Here is a 17167-nt window from a genome sequence, read left to right on the forward strand (position 1 = left end):
CTCAGCCCCTCCGCTTGGCGCGGCCGAACAGGCCGGACGGCATCAGGAGCAGCACCACCAGGAACAGCACCATGCCGGCCAGTTCCTGCAGCGCCGACGACGCCATGGTGACGGTCAGGCTTTCCACCACGCCCAGCAGCACCGCGCCCAGCAGCACGCCGGGCACCGAGCCCATGCCGGCCAGCACGGTGATGATGAAGGCCTTCACCGTCAGGTGATGGCCCAGCGACGGCTGGATCACCTTGGCGGTGTAGATGGCGATGCCCGCCACCGTGGCCAGCAGGCCCGACACCGCGAAGGACAGCACCTCGGTCAATTGCGGATTGACGCCCATCAGCTTGGCGGCGTCGCGGTTGGAAGCAACGGCCCGCAACGCCCTGCCGTACCAGCTTTTTTCCAGCCACCACCACACGGCAGCCACCAGGATGATGCCGATTCCGGCGAACACCAGTTCGGCCTGCATGGCGAACAGGATGTCGAAGGGGATGACGGCGTCGTGGTACCAGGGCGTGGTGGCGGAGTGGATGTCCGCCGACCAGATCATCAGCACCGCGTTGGTCAGGATTACCCCGATGCCGAAGGTGAGGATCAGCGAGTTCAGCTCGCGATCCTTCTTGATCAGGCTGACCAGGTAATAGACCGCCATGGCGGTGGCCACCACCACGGCCAGGGCCAGGGGCAGCGAGGCCAGGGGATCGAGGCCCAGCTTCTCCTCGGCTGTGTAGCTGATATAGGCGCCCAGCAGCACCAGCTCGCCATGGGCGAGGTTGATGACCCGCATGGTGCCGAACACCAGCGCCAGACCCAGCGCGATCAGGGCGTAGTACGCTCCCGACAGCAGGCCGGAGAACAGGGATTGAAGGGTTAGCTCAAGCATGGGCGGAGAACCTGGGATAGGAAAAGGGCAATCCTTTTCCCGTCATCACCGGGCTTGACCCGGTGATCCACGTGGAGCCGCCATTCCCATGGCATCGGGAGCGGCGGGGCGTGGATGCCCGGAACAAGTCCGGGCATGACGAGAAAAATTCGGCGTTTCTTACCAAGGCACGGCCGGATACTTGACCTTGCCGGTGGCGGCGTCGCTGGGCCAGACCAGGACCACCTTGCCGCCCTGGTGCTGGCCCATGCGGTGGGTGAATTCCGGATTGTCGCCGGCCTCGTCGAAGCGGACCTTGCCGATCACCGTGTCGGCCTGGGTCTTGCGCATCTCGGTGGCGATGCCGCCCTTGTCGATGGTGCCGGCATCGGCGGCGCGCGCCACCGCCTCGAACAGCAGCTTGGACTGCACATAGCCGAAGATGCCCAGGTAATCGGGGGCTTTGTTGAACATCTTCTGGTAGGTTTCGGCGAATTCCTTGGCTTCCGGCGTGGTGAACTCGGCCGGGTAGGACAGTGTGGAGGTCCCGGACACGTTCTCCATCAGGTCGGGGAACTCGGCGGCCATCTTGGAGGTGGCCAGCGACCACACCCCGGCGATGGTCTTGATCTCGGGCTTCAACACCTTGGCGGCGCGCAGGATGCCCACATAGTCGTTCTCGTAGCCGATCATGGCGATGGCGTCGGGGCGGTCCTGCAGCTTGATCTTGTGGATGATGGGCTTGAAGTCGTTGGTGGCCGGATCGAAGGCGTGCATGGTGACCTTGACGCCCTTGGGCCCCAAGCCGGTCTGCAGCATCTTGGCCACTTCCTCGGTGGCTTCCTTGGTGGAATAAACCACCGCCACCGATTTCACCCCCACCTCGTTGAACATGCCCATCAGGGCGCGGGCATAGCCTTCCGAGCTGTTGATGCGGAAGAAGGTCTTGAGGTTGCGCCTGGTCAGTTCGGTGGCGACGCCGCCCGAGGTGATGTAGACCTTGCCCAGCTTTTCGGCGGCTTCCGAGGCCGGGCCGATGATGTTGGAGCCGTAGCCGCCGGTATAGGCCACCACCCCGTCGGCGGCCAGCTTCTCGACGGCACCCACCGCCTTGGCCGGCGAGGATTCGTCGTCGACGGTGAGGATCTTGACCGTGTGCTTGCCGTTCTTCTTGTTGAACAGCTCGGCGGCCACCTGGATGCCCTCGTTCATGGCGGTGCCGACCCGGGCCAGATTGCCCGACAGCGGAATTTCGGCGCCGATCTTGAATTCCGCCGCCTCGGCCGGGGCAAAGCCCAGCATCACGGACAGGGCCAGGGCCGAAACACAAAGCTTGGTCTTGGACATGTTGCTTCCTCCCAACGTTTTTTACAGATTGTCGTAGGCGTGGTTTCTTGCCGCCTCGGCGAGGCGGTTCTTCAGGATTTTCCCCGTGGCGCCGGCGGGCAGGTGGCCGACCACCACCACCTCGCCGGGGCGCTTGTAGGGTGCCAGGCGGGACGCGGCCCATTCGCCGAGCTGGGCGGCGTCGATTTGAGTGCCGGGCGCCACCTGGACGAAGGCCACCACCTCCTCGTTGCCGTCGGCGGCCGGGCGGCCGACCACGGCGGAATGGGTGACCAGGGGATGGGCGTTGAACACCGCCTCCACCTCGGCCGGATAGACGTTGAAGCCCGAACGGATGATCAGTTCCTTGGCGCGGCCGACGATGAACAGCGCCCCGTCCGCATCACGCCGGGCGAAGTCGCCGGTGTTGAGCCAGCCCTCTGCATCGATCACCTCGGCGGTCATTTCGGGCGCGCGGTAATAGCCCTTCATGGTGCCGGGACCCCGGCTCCACAGCTCGCCCACCTGGCCGTCGGGGATGTCCTTGCCGTCAGGTCCGACGATGCGCACCTCGACGCCCGGCAGGGCATGGCCCACCGAGCAATCGGCGCGTGGCGCGTCCAGGCGGGTCTGGCAGATGGTGGGCGCCGATTCGGTCAGGCCGTAGCCGTTGTTCAGCACCCGGCCGAACACCGCTTCGGTCTCCGCCTTGATGGCGGGGTCGAGCGGCGAGCCGCCGGCCGACAGGAAGCGTAAACAGGGGGCCTCGACCTTTGCGCCGGTAAGACGGAGATGCTCCAGGAACTTGGCGAACATGGCCGGCACGCCGTTCCACATGGTGAGCCCCGCCTTCAAGTCGGCCAGCACCTGGGCGGGGGCGAAGCGCGGCGCCACGTGCAGGCAGGCGCCGCCGTAAAGGCTTCCCACCAGCACCGAGGCCAGTCCGAACACATGGGACATGGGCAGCACGCCATAGGCCACGTCGCCGGGGCCGATGTCCCGAAGTCCGCCCGAGACCGCGCCGACGAACATGATGTTGCGGTGGGTGAGCATGACGCCCTTGGGCGTGCCGGTGGTGCCCGAGGTATAGATCAGCGCCGCCACCTGGCCGTTGCCGGGCTCGACCGGCTCCGAACCGCATTCGTGGTTGAGCGGTCCCACGGCGAAGCTGCCGAGGCGGGGCAGGGCGCGCATCTGGGCGCCGTGCTGCCTCGCGTGCAAGGTGGCCTCGGCCGAGACGTCGGTGGTGTAGATCACCCGGCGCGCGCCGCAATGATCGCGGATGGTGTCGATCTCGCGCTCCGACAGCCGGGCGTTGATGATCGCCGCCCAGGCATCCATCTCGCCCGCCGCCAGGATCAGGGCCACCAGCGGCAGACAGTTCTCGCCCACCAGCATCAGCCGGTCGCCGGGGCGCACCTCCAGCTCCTTCAGCAGCACTCCGGCCTCGTCCATGGCCTCGCCCAACTGGGCGTAGGTCCAGCGGATATCGCCCTGGATCATGGCGAGGGCGTCGGGGGTGCGCCGCTGCCAGTGCCGCGCCAGTTGCGACAGGCGCGGCGGCAGGTCGGCCAGGATGTCGGCGACAGCCCGCATCAGGCGATGTCCTTCAGCATGTTGCGCGCGATGACCAATTGCTGGATCTGGGTGGTGCCCTCGTAGATGCGGAACAGGCGGACGTCGCGGTAGAAGCGTTCGATGCCGTAATCGGCGATGTATCCGGCCCCACCATGGACCTGCACGGCGCGGTCGGCGATGCGGCCCACCGCTTCCGAGGCGAACATCTTGCAGCAGGCGGCTTCCGTGGAGACGTTCCGGCCCTCGTCCTTCTTGCGGGCCGCGTCCAGCACCATGCAGCGGGCGGCATAGGCCTCGGTCTTCGAATCGGCCAGCATGGCCTGGACCAGCTGGAACTCGCCGATGGGCTTGCCGAACTGGACGCGCTCGGCGGCGTATTTGACGGTGTCGCGGATCAGGCGTTCGGCGACGCCGACGCAGGTGGCCGAGATGTGCAGCCGTCCCCGGTCCAGCACCTTCATGGCGGTCTTGAAGCCCTGGCCCTCCTTGCCGCCGATGATGTTGGCGGCGGGCACGCGCACGTCTTCCAGGATCACGTCGCAGGTATGCGCGCCCTTCTGGCCCATCTTCTTGTCGATCTTGCCCAAGGACAGGCCGGGGGAATCGGCGTCGACGATGAAGGCGGTGATGCCGCCGGCGCCCTTGTCGGCCGGATCGGTCCGGGCCATCAGGGTGAAGATCGAGGCTTCGGGGGCGTTGGTGATGAAGCGCTTGGTGCCGTTGATGACGTAATGGTCGCCGTCCCTGCGCGCCGTGGTGCGAAGGGAGGCGGCGTCGGAGCCGGCATTGGGCTCGGTGAGCGCGAAGGAGGCGATCATCTCGCCGGTGGCGAGAAGGGGCAGGTACTTGCGCTTCTGCTCCTCGGTGCCGTCGATGATGATGCCTTGCGAGCCGATGCCGTTGTTGGTGCCGAAGATGGAGCGGAAGGCCGGGCTGGTCTGGCCGATCTCGAAGGCGCACAGCACCTCCTCCTCCATGGAGAGGCCCAGGCCGCCGTATTCCTCGGGAATGGACAGGCCGAACAGGCCCAGTTCCTTCATCTCGGCGACGATCTCGGCGGGAAGGGCGTCGTCCTCGGCGATGCGCTCCTCGTTGGGAACCAGACGCTCGCGCACGAAGCGCGACAGGGTGTCGAGGAGCTGGTTGAGGATTTCCTGGTCACGGATCATGTGGGTCTCGTCCCGTCTCTCTTGAAAGGGTAAGGGTTCAGCGGCGTCCCAGCGCCGCCTCGATCTTGCGGGCCACCGCCACCAGGCGGGGGCCGAGGTCGTCTTCCAGGCGCTCGCGCGGCAATAAAAATGCCGCGCCGCCGCAATTCAGCGCCATCACCGCGCCGGTGGCGGGGTTGGTCAGCGCCACGCCCACCGCGTGGACGTCCGATTGCCAGTCGCCCACCGACATGGTGAAGCCGCGTTGGGCGTATTCGCGCAGTGCCCGTTCCAGGCCCAGCTTGATGCGGGGCCAGTCGTCGGGATGGCGCTTCCTCACCTGGTCGAGGATGGCGTTGCGTTCGCCCTCGGGCAGGGCGGCCAGATAGGCGCGGCCCATGGCGGTGGTGGCCACCGGAATGCGCGATCCCACCGAGAGCCTGATGGTCAGCGCCCCTTTGCCCCGGCAGGATTCGATGTAGATCATGCTGGTCTGGTCGCCGCTGCCCAAGGACACCGCCACGTCGGAATAATCGGCCAGCTCCTGCATCAGCGGGCGGGCCACGTGGCGGATGTCCATGCTGGCCAGGGCGGTGTAGCCCAAGGACAGCACGGCGGTGCCCAACTGGTACTTGGCGTAGCGCTCGATATAGGTGAGGTAGCCCAGCCTGGTCAGCGTGTAGGTCAGGCGCGACACCGTCGGCTTGGGCAGCCCGGTGCGGGAAGCGATCTCCTGGTTGCCCAGCATGGCGTCGTTGGCGCGGAAGCAGCGCAGCACGTCCAGGCCGCGCGACAGCGCCACCACGAACTGACGGTCATGGCCTTCTGTACCGCTGTTTTCCTCGGATTCCGTCACGGCCTCATCTCCCGGACCCCTCCATTGCGATTGGGGGGCATGATTTTGTTTGCCAAGGGACCAAATCACGACTTAGGCTCTGGCGTCAACAAAATGTGAAATCGAATTCCGCACAGCGAAATTGAGGGACGTCATGACCGAAGTGCTCCTGGAAAAACCCTTTGATTCCGTGGCGTTGCTGCGAATCAACCGGCCCGAGGCCAAGAACGCGCTCAACGGCGAAGTGCGGCGTCTTTTGTCCGGGCACATGACGGAGCTGGGTGCCGACCCGTCCATCCGGGCCATCGTGATGACCGGCAACCAGGAGGCCTTCGCCGCCGGGGCCGACATCAAGGACATGGCCGAGGTGGGCGCCATCGAACTGATGCAGAGGAACAACCACCTGCTGTGGCGGGCCATCGCCAATTGCCCCAAGCCGGTGATCGCCGCGGTGAACGGCTATGCCTGGGGCGGCGGCTGCGAGCTGGTGATGCATGCCGACATCATCGTGGCGGGCGAGAATGCCAGCTTCTCCCAGCCCGAGGTCAAGGTGGGGATCATGCCGGGCGCCGGCGGGACCCAGCGCCTGACCCGCGCGGTGGGCAAGTTCAAGGCCATGCTGATGGTGATGACCGGTCAGGCCATCAGCGGCGTGGAGGCGGGGCAGATGGGCCTCGCCAGTCTGGTGGTCCCCGATACCGAGGTTCTGGACAAGGCGCTGGAGATCGCCAAAACCATCTCGCGCATGCCGCCCGTCGCCATCGCCCAGATCAAGGAAGTGCTGCTGGCCGGCCAGGACGCCTCGCTCGATACCGCCCTGATGCTGGAGCGCAAGGCCTTCCAATTGCTGTTCGCCAGCCGTGACCAGAAGGAAGGCATGAAGGCCTTCATCGAGAAGCGCAAACCCACCTATGAGGGGAAGTGACCATGAGCCTCGACGCCAATCGTTCCGACCTCATCCTCGGTCTTGTCGGCACCGGCACCATGGGCCGGGGCATCGCCCAGATCGCCGTGGCTTCCGGGGTGACCGTCATTCTGGTTGATGCGCAGCCCGGCGCCAGCGCCAAGGCCCGCGACGCCGTCGCCGCCATGCTGGCCAAGCTGGCCGAGAAGGGCAAGCTCTCGCCCGAAGCCTGCGCCGCCGCCACCGGCCGTTTGAAGCTGGGTGAAAGCCTCGCCGATCTGGCCCCCGCCCATGTGGTGGTCGAGGCCATCATCGAAGACATCAAGGTCAAGCAGTCGCTGATGAACGAGCTGGAGGCCATCGTCTCCGCCGACTGCCTGATCGCCAGCAATACCTCGTCGCTGTCGGTGACCTCCATCGCGGCCGCCTGCAAGCACCCGGAGCGGGTGGGCGGCTTCCATTTCTTCAATCCCGTTCCACTGATGAAAGTGGTGGAGGTCATCGATGGCGTCATGACGGCGCCTTGGGTGGTCGAGGCGCTGACCACTCTGGCCAGGCGTATGGGGCATGCGCCCGTCAAGGCCAAGGACACCCCCGGCTTCATCGTCAACCACGCCGGTCGCGGCTATGGCACCGAGGCGCTGAAGCTGGTGGGCGAGGGGGTGACCGACGTGTTTGCCGCCGACCGTATCCTGAAGGGCGCCGCCGGCTTCCGCATGGGGCCGTTCGAGCTGCTGGACCTTACCGCGCTGGACGTCTCCCATCCGGTGATGGAAAGCATCTACGACCAGTATTACCAGGAGCCGCGTTACCGTCCGTCGCCCATCACCCGCTCGCGCCTTGCCGCCGGGCTGCTGGGCCGCAAGGTGGGACGGGGCTTCTACGCCTATGAGGGCGACAAGCAGGTGGTGCCGCCCGCGCCGGCCGTGCCCGCCGCCTGGGAGGGGCCGGTCTGGGTGGCCCCGGGCGAAGGCTCGCTGGCCGTTGCCGCCCTGGTGACCAGGCTGGGGGCCAAGCTGGAGCAGGGCAACAAGCCGACCAAGTCGGCCCTGGTTCTGATCCCCGTGCTGGGTGAGGACTGCACCACGGCTTGCGTCCGGCTCGGCCTGGACGCCACCCGCACTGTCGCCATCGATCCGCTGTTCGGGCTGGACAGCCACCGCACCATCATGACCAACCCGGTGACGGCGGCCGATATGCGCAATGGCGCCCACGGCCTGCTGGCCGGCGACAATGTCGCCGTCTCGGTGATCAGCGACAGCCCCGGCCTGGTGGCGCAGCGGGTGGTGGCGACCATCGTCAATATCGGCTGCGACATCGCCCAGCAGCGCATCGCCACGCCGGAGGACATCGACAAGGCGGTGACGCTGGGCCTCGGCTATCCCGCCGGGCCGCTGTCCTGGGGCGACCGCATCGGCGCCGACAAGGTGGTGGCCATCCTCGACACCATGCTGGCCATTACCGGCGACCCCCGTTACCGCGCGTCTCTTTGGCTGAAGCGCCGCGCCGCCCTGGGCGTTTCCCTTTTGACTTCGGAGTCCTGATCCATGCTCGACGCCTATATCTATGACGGCCTGCGCTCCCCCATTGGCCGCCATGCCGGCGGTCTTGCCCCGGTGCGTCCCGACGATCTGGCCGCCGAGGTGATTCGCGCCCTGGTGGCCCGCTCGGCCTTCAAGCCGGAAGATGTGGAGGACGTGATCCTCGGCTGCACCAATCAGGCGGGCGAGGACAGCCGCAACGTGGCCCGCCACGCCGCCCTGCTGTCGGGTCTGCCCGTCGAGGTGGCGGGCCAGACCGTCAACCGGCTGTGCGCCTCGGGCTTGGCCGCCGTACTGGACGCGGCCCGCTCGGTGACCTGCGGCGAGGGCGACCTGTTCATCGCCGGCGGGGTGGAAAGCATGAGCCGCGCCCCCTTCGTGCTGGCCAAGGCCGAAAGCGCCTGGTCGCGTGACGCCAGGATCTTCGACACCACCATCGGGGCGCGCTTCGCCAATCCCAAGGTGGTGAAGGGCTTCGGCAACCATTCCATGCCCGAGACCGCCGACAACATCGCCCACGATCTGGGTCTGACGCGCGAAGCCTCCGACGCCTTCGCCGCCGCCTCCCAGGCCAAGTACGCGCGTGCCAAGGCCGACGGGTTCTACGAGGGCGAGATTCACCCCATCACCATACCGGGCCGCAAGGGCGACACCGTGGTGGCCGAGGACGAGCATCCGCGTCCCCAGACCGATCTGGCGGCGCTGACCAAGCTGAAGCCTCTGTTCGAGGGCGGCGTGGTCACCGCCGGCAATGCGTCCGGCATCAACGACGGCGCTTGCTCCCTGTTCATCGGCTCGCGCGCGGCGGGCGAAAAGGCCGGTATCAAGCCCATCGCCCGCATCGTCGCCGGGGCGGCGGCCGGCGTGCCGCCCCGCGTCATGGGACTGGGACCGGTTCCGGCCATCACCAAGGCCCTGGCGCGGGCCAAGCTGTCGCTCAAGGACCTCGACCTCATCGAGATCAACGAGGCCTTCGCCGTGCAGGTGCTGGGCTGCGTCACCCAACTGGGCGTGGCCGCCGACGATTCGCGGCTCAACCCCAATGGCGGGGCCATTGCCATCGGTCATCCGCTGGGCTGCTCCGGCGCCCGTCTGGCGCTCACCGCCGCCCGGCAATTGCAGCGGACCGGCGGGCGCTACGCCGTGGTGTCTTTGTGCATCGGCGTCGGCCATGGGCTGGCCGCCGTGATCGAGAGGGTCTAAAGCCATGGCCATCCGGGAAATCGTCGTCCATGTGGAGCCCGATGCGGCGGGGGCGGGACGTCTCGACCTCGCCCGCGCCCTGGCGGACCAGCACAAGGCCCGGCTGGTGGGGGTGGGCAAGGGCGACGCGGCGCCCGAGGGCGTCGACGAGTGGCGCTCCATCGGCGGGCCCAAGGAATTGGCGCTGCACGCCCGCTATGCCGACCTCACCATCGTCGGTCAGGCTTCGCCCGGCGCTTCCGACCATGTCACCGAGACGCTGATGAGTGTCGGCCGCCCCATTCTGGCGGTGCCGCGTCACGGGCGCTATCCCAAGGTCGGCCAGCGGGTGCTGGTCGCCTGGAACGCCTCGCGCGAGGCGACGCGGGCGGTGTTCGATTCCCTGCCGCTGCTGGCGGGCGCGGCCAACGTCACGGTGATGACCATGGATGCCAAGGATGACGACCGGGTGCCCGGGGCCGATATCGGCCTCGCCTTGGCCCGCCACGGCATCAAGGTGGAGGTGGTGCATTCGACGCTGGGCGACATCGACGCCGGCAACGCCCTGCTGTCGCGGGCCGCCGACCAGGGGGCCGACCTGCTGGTCATGGGGGCGTTCGGTCATTCGCCCCTGCGCGAGAAGATGCTGGGCGGCGCCACCCGTCACATCCTTGACCACATGACCGTACCGGTTCTGCTCTCACATTGAGGATGTTTCATTCGACGGGGGGCGGCGGATGGGGCAACAATCCGCCGCCCCCTTTTTGCTTGGAGAACAGTCATGGGTGATTGCCTGGATTTCTACATCGACGGCGCCTGGGTGAAGCCCGCCAAGGGATCGCGTCTGCTCGACGTGATCAACCCCGCCACCGAACAGGCTTCCGGCCGGGTGGCGCTGGGCAGTGCCGACGATGCCGTTCTTGCCATCCAGGCCGCCGCCCGTGCCTTTCCCGCCTGGGCGGCGACGCCGTTGGCCGAACGCCTGGAAATCCTCGCTCGTGTGACCGCCCTTTACGAGGCGCGTATCGACGAGATCGCCGAGGCCATCAGCCTGGAGATGGGCGCGCCCTTGGAGCGCCTGGCCAAGCCGGCCCAGGCCCGCGCCGGGCTGGGGCATTTCAAGACTGCCCTTAGCATCGCCAAGACCTATGCCTTCGAGCGCAGGCAGGGCACCACCCTGGTGGTCAAGGAGCCGGTGGGGGTGGTCTCGCTGATCACGCCCTGGAACTGGCCCATGAACCAGATCGCCTGCAAGGTGGCCCCTGCTCTGGCGGCGGGCTGCGCCATGGTGTTGAAGCCCAGCGAGTTCGCGCCCCTGTCCGCCCGCATCCTGGCCGAAATCGTCCACGAGGCCGGCGTGCCGGCCGGCGTGTTCAACATGGTGTTCGGCGACGGCGCCGAGATCGGCCCGGTGCTGTCGTCGCACCCGCTGGTGGACATGGTGTCGCTGACCGGCTCCAACGCCGCCGGGTCCTCGGTGATGCGCGAAGGGGCGGCGACCATCAAGAAGGTGTCGCTGGAACTGGGCGGCAAGTCGGCCAACATCATCTGCGACAGCGCCGATTTCAAAAAGGCCATGGGCCACGCGGTCAAGGCCATGATGGGCAATTCGGGACAAAGCTGCAACGCGCCGTCGCGGCTGTTCGTTCCCGCCCATCGGCTCGACGAGGCGGAAGCCCTGGCCGCCGAATTGTGCGCCCAGATCAAGGTGGGCGCCCCCTCCGATCCTGAAACGGTGATGGGTCCCATCGCCAACGCCCGCCAGTTCGACAAGGTGCGGCGCATGATCCGCACCGGAATCGAGGAGGGGGCCAAACTGGTGTGCGGCGGTCCCGATCTGCCCGAGGGCCTGGACAAGGGCTTCTTCGTCCGTCCCACCGTGTTCAGCCGGGTGACCGACCAAATGACCATCATGCGGGAAGAAATCTTCGGCCCGGTGCTCGCCATGCGCGGCTACAAGGATCTGGACGACGCGGTGGCGGGCGCCAACGACTGCATCTACGGCCTGTCGGGGTATGTCTATGCCGCCGATCTGGACGAAGCACGGTCGGTGGCGCGCCGCTTGCGCACCGGCATGGTGCATCTGAACGGCGCCCTGTTCCATCCCGGCGGCCCGTTCGGCGGCATCCGCCAGTCCGGCGTGGGCCGCGAATGGGGCGAGGCGGGGTTCGAGGAATTCCTGGAATCCAAGACTCTGTTCGGCTCGGAGCCCAAGGAGTGATCATGCTGGAGACCGGAACCGTTTCCATCGGCACGGCGGGAAAACTGGACGACGACGTCGCCTTCATCCTGGCCAAGGCCGCCGAGTTGAACCTGCCCAAGATCACCACGCTGGGGCACGAAGGCGCCCGCGACGAGTTCGCCCGGCGCCTGTCGCGCACCAATCCCCCAGCCCCCGATGGGGTCGAGGCGGAGGATATCCTGGTCGCCGGCATTCCCGCCCGGCGCTACGGTCCCGCCGGTGGGCCGAAGGTGAAGGCGGCATTGCTTTATGCCCATGGCGGCGGCTTCGTGGTGGGGGATCTGGAGACCCATGACCCCCATTGCCGCGCCCTGGCCGCCGAAAGCGGTTCGGTGGTGATTTCGCTGCATTATCGCCGGGCACCCGAGCACATGTATCCGGCCGCGATCCATGACGCCAAGGCGGCGCTGGCCTGGCTGGCGGCGGAATATCCCGGCTGGCGCCTCGGCGTGGCCGGTGACAGTGCCGGGGGCACCATCGCCGCCGTTCTGGCCCTTCATGCCCGCGACCTGGGGCTTCCCCTTGCGCTTCAGATCCTGATCTATCCGGCGGTGGACCAGATGGGCGACTTCCCGTCGCGGCAACGGCTGGGCGAGGGCTATATCCTGACCCGCGACGACATCGCCTGGTTCAACGCCCAGTATTTCGGAGAGGGCAGGGCGCCGTTGCGCGATACCGAGGCGGCGCCGCTTTATGCCGCCTCCCATGCGGGCCTTGCGCCGGCGCTGGTGGTGACTTGTGGTTTCGATCCTCTGGTGGACGAAGGCGAGGCCTATGTGGAGAAGCTGCGGGGGGCGGGCGTGCCTGTGCGCCATGTGCGCCTCGAAGGCTCGGTCCACGGCTGCCTGGGACTGGCGGGCTATGTGGCCTCGGGCAAGGCGGCGCTGGCCGAGGCCAGCCGGGCGTGGAGTTCCGTGTGCTAGGGGCACGTCTGTCATCCTGAGCTTGGCGATGGATCTTTCAGGCAGAGCGGCAACCGGTTCGGATTGAAAGGCCCTTCGGCTACGCCTCAGGGCGACAAAAGAGACTGAATGGCCGTTCAATCGCCCTTGACTCTTGCTGTCGAATGAATGAACATTCAGTCAGATTGAATGGTCAGTCAGTTCGAGGCGTCAATGTCCTTTTCCGTGCTGAATACCGCCCGCCGGGGCGCCGTCTTCGTGGTCACCCTGGCCAGCCCGCCGGTCAATGCCCTGTCGCGCGCCCTGATCAAGGACCTGCATGCCGTCATGGATGTGGTGGAGGAGGACAAGACCATCCGGGTGCTGCATGTGCGGTCCGAGCAAAAGGCGTTCTGCGCCGGGGCCGATCTGGCCGAGATGCGGGAGAACCTGGCCAATCCCGATCTGGTGGACGCCCAGATCGCCTTCGTCCGCGACCTGCAGAACGTGTTGAAGCGCATCGAGACCTTAGCCCTGGCCACCATCGCCGAGGTGGGGGGAGCCGCCATGGGCGGCGGTCTGGAGCTGGCGCTGGCCTGTGATTTCCGCATCGCGGCGAACGAGGCCAAGCTGGCCCTGCCCGAGGTCAATCTGGGCCTGATCCCCGGCGCGGGCGGCACCCAGCGCCTGACCCGGCTGTGCGGCCCGGCCATCGCCAAGCGCCTGATCCTGGGCGCCGAGATTCTGGACGGCCAGAGCGCCGCCGAGATGGGCATCGTTCACTGGTCGGCGCCCCGCGTCGAGCTGGCCGACAAGGCGGCGACGCTGGCCGACCGCATCGCCACCCTGCCGCGCGCCGCCGTGGCGGCGTCGAAAACCTGCATCGAGGCCTCCCTCGACCCCAGCCGCGACGGTTACGAGGAAGAGCTTCTCGCCACCCGCGATCTGCTGTTGCACGAGCCCGAGACCCGCCACCGGGTCGAGGCGTTCCTGTCCAAGTAATTTCATCCAAGGAGCAAGACAATGAAGTTCGAGGATAAAGTCGCCCTGATCACCGGCGGTGCGTCCGGTATCGGCTATTGCACCGTCAAGTCCATGGCCGAACTGGGCGCCGACGTCCTGATCGCCGACATCAACGCCGAAGCCGGCGAGAAGGCGGCGGCCGAACTGAAGGCCAAGGGCTTCAAGGCCGAGTTCGTGCGCCTCGACGTCACCGACAAGGCCAATATCGCCAAGGTCAAGGAGCATGTGGTCGCCACCCGCGGCCGCCTCGACATCCTGTGCAACGTGGCGGGCTGGGGCCACATCCAGCCCTTCGTGGACAACGACGACGCCTTCATCGCCAAGGTGATGGCCCTGAATCTCACCGGCCCCATCGAGCTGATCCGCGCCTTCTTCCCCCTCATGATCGAGAAGAAGACCGGCAAGATCGTCAACGTCGCTTCCGACGCCGGCCGCGTCGGGTCCTTGGGCGAAAGCGTCTACTCGGCGGCCAAGGGCGGCCTGATCGCCTTTTCCAAGGCCCTGGCCCGCGAGGGGGCGCGCTTCAACATCAACGTCAACGCCATCTGCCCCGGCCCGACCGACACGCCCCTGTTGAAGTCCGAGCCCGAGAAGTTCCTGGAAGCCTTCTTGAAGGTCATTCCCATGCGCCGCTTCGGCCAGCCGCAGGAAGTGGCCGATTCCATCGTCTTCATGGCGTCGAACCGGGCCGACTACATCACCGGCCAGGTTCTGTCGGTCAACGGCGGCATCACCATGGTGGGCTAAGAGCCCCCGTTCCAACATCGAGACAAGAGGACAATCCCATGCGCAAGTTCAAGGCGGCCGAATACAAGGCCAAGCATTTCGACTGGACGGTGGACGGCAAGGTGGCGACGCTGACGCTGAACCGCCCCGACAAGAAGAACCCGCTGACCTTCGACTCCTATGGCGAACTGCGTGACCTGTTCGAGAATCTGGTCTATGCCGACGACGTCAAGGCGGTGATCGTCACCGGCTCGGGCGGCAATTTCTGCTCGGGCGGCGACGTGCACGAGATCATCGGTCCGCTGACCAAGATGGACATGCCGGAATTGCTGGAGTTCACCCGCATGACCGGCGACGCCGTGCGCGCCATGCGCAACGCGCCCCAGCCGATCATCGCCGCCATCGACGGCGTGTGCGCCGGCGCCGGCACCATGCTGGGCTGCGCCGCCGACATCCGTCTGGGCACCGCGCGGTCCAAGGTGGCCTTCCTGTTCGTGCGCGTCGGCCTGGCCGGTGCCGACATGGGCGCCTGCACCCTGCTGCCCCGCCTGATCGGGTTGAGCCGTGCCGCCGAGCTGCTCTACACCGGCCGCGCCATGGGCGGCGAGGAATCCGAGCGCGTCGGCTACTACAACTCGCTGCACGCCCCGGAAGAGCTGCTGGACGCCGCCAACAAGCTGGCCCACTCTTTGGCCAATGGCCCGACCTTCGGTCATGCCATGACCAAGAAGATGCTGTGGCAGGAATGGAACCACGGCCTGGGCGAGTGCATCGAGGCCGAGGCCCAGGCCCAGGCCATCTGCATGCAGACCAAGGACTTCGAGCGCGCCTACATCGCGTTTGCCAACAAGCAGGCGCCGGTGTTCGAAGGCAACTGATCCCGTTTTTCCCCCCTCTCCCGCATGCGGGGGAGGGGATTGCCAAGGATAAGAACAATGAGTGACGCCACGTTCCTCGACTGGCCCTTTCTCGACGAGTCCCACCGCGCGTTCGCCGCGTCGCTCGAGGCCTGGGCCGACACCACCCTCCCAGCGGTGTGTCCCGAGGACGAGGCGCACGGCCCCGCCATGGACCAGACCGCCCGACGCCTGGTAACGGCTCTGGGACAGGCGGGGTTCCTGAAGGCGGCCATTCCGGCCGCCCACGGCGGGCGGGCAAAGGATTTCGATGTCCGGGCGCTGTGCCTGGGCCGCGAGATCCTGGCCCGCCATGCCGGTCTTGCCGATTTCGCCTTCGCCATGCAGGGGCTTGGCAGCGCCGCCATCACCCTGTTCGGCAATCAGGAACAACAAGCACGCTACCTGCCCAAGGTGGGCACCGGTGAATACATCGCCGCCTTCGCCATCTCCGAGGCCGATGCCGGTTCCGACGTGGGCGCCATGACCACCAGGGCGGTGCTGGACGGCGACCACTACGTCATCAATGGTGCCAAGACCTGGATCTCCAATGCCGGCCTGGCCGATTTCTACACCGTCTTCGCCCGCATCGGCGACGAGCCGGGGGCCAAGACTCTGGCGGCCTTCGTGGTGGATGCCGCGACGCCGGGCCTTTCCGTGTCCGAGCGCATCGACGTCATCGCCCCCCATCCACTGGGCTCGCTGAAATTCGACAACATGCGGGTGCCCGCCGCCAACATGCTGGGTAAGCCCGGCGACGGCTTCAAGGTGGCCATGAGCGTGCTGGACGTGTTCCGCACCACGGTGGGCGCCGCCGCCCTGGGCTTTGCCCGGCGCGCCATGGACGAGGCGCTGGCCCGCTCGGTCAAACGCAAGGCCTTCGGTTCGCGCTTGGCCGATTTCCAGCTGATCCAGGCCAAGATCGCCGACATGGCGGTGGCCGTCGATACCTCGGCCCTGCTGATCTACCGCTCGGCGTGGACCAAGGACACCAAGGGCGGGCGTGTGACGCGGGAAGCTTCCATGGCCAAGCTGTGGGCCACCGAGCAGGCCCAGATGGTCATCGACCAGGCGGTTCAGATCTTCGGCGGCCTGGGCGTGATCAGCGGCATGATGGTGGAACAGCTCTATCGCGAAATCCGCGCGCTTCGTATCTATGAAGGCACCAGCGAGATCCAGAAACTGGTGATCGCCTCCAAGGTCTATGAAGGGTTGACCCTATGATGGGTGATTCCAGGCCGCTTGCCGGCCGTCATGCCCTGGTCACCGGCGGCGGGCGCGGCATCGGCGCCGCCATCGCGCGGCAATTGCTGGTGCTGGGCGCATCCGTCACCATAACGGGGCGCGACCAAAGGCGCCTGGACGAGGCGGCCGCCGCCACGGGCTGCCAGGGGCTGGCCGTGGACGTCACCGACCCGGCTGCCATCCGGAACGGCTTCGTCAAGGCCTCCGAGGCGCTGGGCCCCATCGCCATCCTGGTCAACAATGCCGGCATCGCCAAGGCGGCCCCCTTCGCCCGGACCGACCTCGCCCTGTGGAACGACATCCTGAACACCGATCTGACCGGCGCTTTCCTCTGCACCCAGGCGGCGCTGCCCCACATGCTGACGGCCGGATGGGGCAGGGTGGTCAACGTGGCCTCCACCGCCGGCCTGACCGGCATGGCCTATTGCGCCGCCTATTGCGCCGCCAAGCATGGGCTGGTGGGTATGACCCGCGCCCTGGCGGTTGAACTGGCCGCCAAGCCGGTGACGGTCAACGCCGTCTGCCCCGGCTATACCGAGACCGATATCGTCGAGGAGACCATCGCCAACATCGTCGCCAAGACGGGCCGCACGCGGGACGAGGCTTTGGCCCAGCTGGTCGCCTCCAACCCGCAGAAGCGCCTGATCAAGCCGGAAGAGGTGGCCGAGGCGGTGGCCTGGCTGTGCCTGCCCGGCTCGGCCTCCATCACCGGCCAAAGCATCGCGGTGGCGGGCGGAGAGTTGATGTAGAGGTTGACGGGCTTACCCGGTCGGGGTAGTCCGAC

General features: G+C 67.0%; 16 protein-coding genes. 11 read left to right on the top strand and 5 right to left on the bottom strand.

Going from position 1 to position 17167, the window contains the following annotated elements; all coding sequences use genetic code 11:
• Nucleotide 1: 1 nt before the first annotated feature.
• The 5 genes from WV31_RS06405 to WV31_RS06425 all read right to left on the bottom strand — a co-directional run bounded on the left by WV31_RS06405 (nt 2) and on the right by WV31_RS06425 (nt 5764).
• Nucleotides 2-877 (bottom strand): branched-chain amino acid ABC transporter permease, encoded by an 876-nt coding sequence (locus tag WV31_RS06405; protein ID WP_085372775.1) that lies wholly within the window; start codon nt 875-877, stop codon nt 2-4.
• Between the two features lie 159 nt (nt 878-1036).
• The gene (locus WV31_RS06410; protein WP_085372776.1) at nt 1037-2203 is read right to left on the bottom strand and encodes an ABC transporter substrate-binding protein; all 1167 of its coding nucleotides are present in this window, start codon (nt 2201-2203) and stop codon (nt 1037-1039) included.
• 21 nt (nt 2204-2224) lie between these two features.
• Nucleotides 2225-3778: a class I adenylate-forming enzyme family protein gene (locus WV31_RS06415; RefSeq protein ID WP_085372777.1), complete on the bottom strand. Its 1554-nt coding sequence runs from the start codon at nt 3776-3778 to the stop codon at nt 2225-2227.
• A complete protein-coding gene (locus WV31_RS06420) occupies nt 3778-4929 on the bottom strand; it encodes an acyl-CoA dehydrogenase family protein (protein ID WP_085372778.1) in 1152 nt (383 codons plus the stop codon). The genes WV31_RS06415 and WV31_RS06420 overlap by 1 nt, the downstream gene beginning before the upstream one ends.
• Before the next feature lie 37 nt (nt 4930-4966).
• A complete protein-coding gene (locus tag WV31_RS06425; RefSeq protein WP_085372779.1) occupies nt 4967-5764 on the bottom strand; it encodes an IclR family transcriptional regulator in 798 nt (265 codons plus the stop codon).
• A 133-nt stretch (nt 5765-5897) separates the two neighbouring features.
• Between WV31_RS06425 and WV31_RS06430 the strand changes: the two genes are divergently transcribed.
• From WV31_RS06430 to WV31_RS06480, 11 genes are all read left to right on the top strand, one after another.
• Nucleotides 5898-6668, top strand: coding sequence for an enoyl-CoA hydratase (locus WV31_RS06430; protein WP_085372780.1), 771 nt, complete (start codon nt 5898-5900; stop codon nt 6666-6668).
• A 2-nt stretch (nt 6669-6670) separates the two neighbouring features.
• Nucleotides 6671-8191, top strand: coding sequence for a 3-hydroxyacyl-CoA dehydrogenase (locus WV31_RS06435; protein ID WP_085372781.1), 1521 nt, complete (start codon nt 6671-6673; stop codon nt 8189-8191).
• Nucleotides 8192-8194: 3 nt separating this feature from the next.
• Nucleotides 8195-9391 (top strand): 3-oxoadipyl-CoA thiolase, encoded by a 1197-nt coding sequence (locus tag WV31_RS06440; RefSeq protein WP_085372782.1) that lies wholly within the window; start codon nt 8195-8197, stop codon nt 9389-9391.
• Nucleotides 9392-9395: 4 nt separating this feature from the next.
• Entirely contained in the window at nt 9396-10079 is a 684-nt protein-coding gene (locus WV31_RS06445) for a universal stress protein (protein ID WP_085372783.1), read from the top strand.
• Nucleotides 10080-10151: 72 nt separating this feature from the next.
• Complete coding sequence (locus WV31_RS06450; protein ID WP_085372784.1) at nt 10152-11591, top strand: aldehyde dehydrogenase family protein; 1440 nt, start codon at nt 10152-10154, stop codon at nt 11589-11591.
• Nucleotides 11592-11593: 2 nt separating this feature from the next.
• Nucleotides 11594-12535 (top strand): alpha/beta hydrolase, encoded by a 942-nt coding sequence (locus WV31_RS06455; protein WP_085372785.1) that lies wholly within the window; start codon nt 11594-11596, stop codon nt 12533-12535.
• Nucleotides 12536-12727: 192 nt separating this feature from the next.
• The gene (locus tag WV31_RS06460) at nt 12728-13495 is read left to right on the top strand and encodes an enoyl-CoA hydratase/isomerase family protein (RefSeq protein WP_085372786.1); all 768 of its coding nucleotides are present in this window, start codon (nt 12728-12730) and stop codon (nt 13493-13495) included.
• 21 nt (nt 13496-13516) lie between these two features.
• Nucleotides 13517-14263 (top strand): SDR family NAD(P)-dependent oxidoreductase, encoded by a 747-nt coding sequence (locus tag WV31_RS06465; RefSeq protein WP_085372787.1) that lies wholly within the window; start codon nt 13517-13519, stop codon nt 14261-14263.
• Nucleotides 14264-14301: 38 nt separating this feature from the next.
• Complete coding sequence (locus WV31_RS06470) at nt 14302-15120, top strand: enoyl-CoA hydratase family protein (RefSeq protein WP_085372788.1); 819 nt, start codon at nt 14302-14304, stop codon at nt 15118-15120.
• Nucleotides 15121-15177: 57 nt separating this feature from the next.
• Nucleotides 15178-16362 carry an acyl-CoA dehydrogenase family protein gene (locus WV31_RS06475; protein WP_085372789.1) on the top strand — a complete coding sequence of 395 codons (1185 nt, stop codon included), beginning with the start codon at nt 15178-15180 and terminating at the stop codon, nt 16360-16362.
• Nucleotides 16362-17132 (top strand): SDR family NAD(P)-dependent oxidoreductase, encoded by a 771-nt coding sequence (locus tag WV31_RS06480; RefSeq protein ID WP_085375507.1) that lies wholly within the window; start codon nt 16362-16364, stop codon nt 17130-17132. The genes WV31_RS06475 and WV31_RS06480 overlap by 1 nt, the downstream gene beginning before the upstream one ends.
• Nucleotides 17133-17167 lie beyond the last annotated feature (35 nt).

It is taken from the genome of Magnetospirillum sp. ME-1 (assembly GCF_002105535.1).
Classification (GTDB): domain Bacteria; phylum Pseudomonadota; class Alphaproteobacteria; order Rhodospirillales; family Magnetospirillaceae; genus Phaeospirillum.

Excerpts from the sequence above, each read along its gene's own strand:
- WV31_RS06420 (WP_085372778.1), bottom strand. The coding sequence starts at position 4,929 with ATGATCCGTGACCAGGAAATCCTCAACCAGCTCCTCGACACCCTGTCG.
- WV31_RS06475 (WP_085372789.1), top strand. The coding sequence starts at position 15,178 with ATGAGTGACGCCACGTTCCTCGACTGGCCCTTTCTCGACGAGTCCCAC.
- WV31_RS06415 (WP_085372777.1), bottom strand. The coding sequence starts at position 3,778 with ATGCGGGCTGTCGCCGACATCCTGGCCGACCTGCCGCCGCGCCTGTCG.
- WV31_RS06445 (WP_085372783.1), top strand. The coding sequence starts at position 9,396 with ATGGCCATCCGGGAAATCGTCGTCCATGTGGAGCCCGATGCGGCGGGG.
- WV31_RS06480 (WP_085375507.1), top strand. The coding sequence starts at position 16,362 with ATGGGTGATTCCAGGCCGCTTGCCGGCCGTCATGCCCTGGTCACCGGC.
- WV31_RS06470 (WP_085372788.1), top strand. The coding sequence starts at position 14,302 with ATGCGCAAGTTCAAGGCGGCCGAATACAAGGCCAAGCATTTCGACTGG.
- WV31_RS06440 (WP_085372782.1), top strand. The coding sequence starts at position 8,195 with ATGCTCGACGCCTATATCTATGACGGCCTGCGCTCCCCCATTGGCCGC.
- WV31_RS06465 (WP_085372787.1), top strand. The coding sequence starts at position 13,517 with ATGAAGTTCGAGGATAAAGTCGCCCTGATCACCGGCGGTGCGTCCGGT.
- WV31_RS06405 (WP_085372775.1), bottom strand. The coding sequence starts at position 877 with ATGCTTGAGCTAACCCTTCAATCCCTGTTCTCCGGCCTGCTGTCGGGA.
- WV31_RS06450 (WP_085372784.1), top strand. The coding sequence starts at position 10,152 with ATGGGTGATTGCCTGGATTTCTACATCGACGGCGCCTGGGTGAAGCCC.
- WV31_RS06410 (WP_085372776.1), bottom strand. The coding sequence starts at position 2,203 with ATGTCCAAGACCAAGCTTTGTGTTTCGGCCCTGGCCCTGTCCGTGATG.
- WV31_RS06455 (WP_085372785.1), top strand. The coding sequence starts at position 11,594 with ATGCTGGAGACCGGAACCGTTTCCATCGGCACGGCGGGAAAACTGGAC.
- WV31_RS06430 (WP_085372780.1), top strand. The coding sequence starts at position 5,898 with ATGACCGAAGTGCTCCTGGAAAAACCCTTTGATTCCGTGGCGTTGCTG.
- WV31_RS06460 (WP_085372786.1), top strand. The coding sequence starts at position 12,728 with ATGTCCTTTTCCGTGCTGAATACCGCCCGCCGGGGCGCCGTCTTCGTG.
- WV31_RS06435 (WP_085372781.1), top strand. The coding sequence starts at position 6,671 with ATGAGCCTCGACGCCAATCGTTCCGACCTCATCCTCGGTCTTGTCGGC.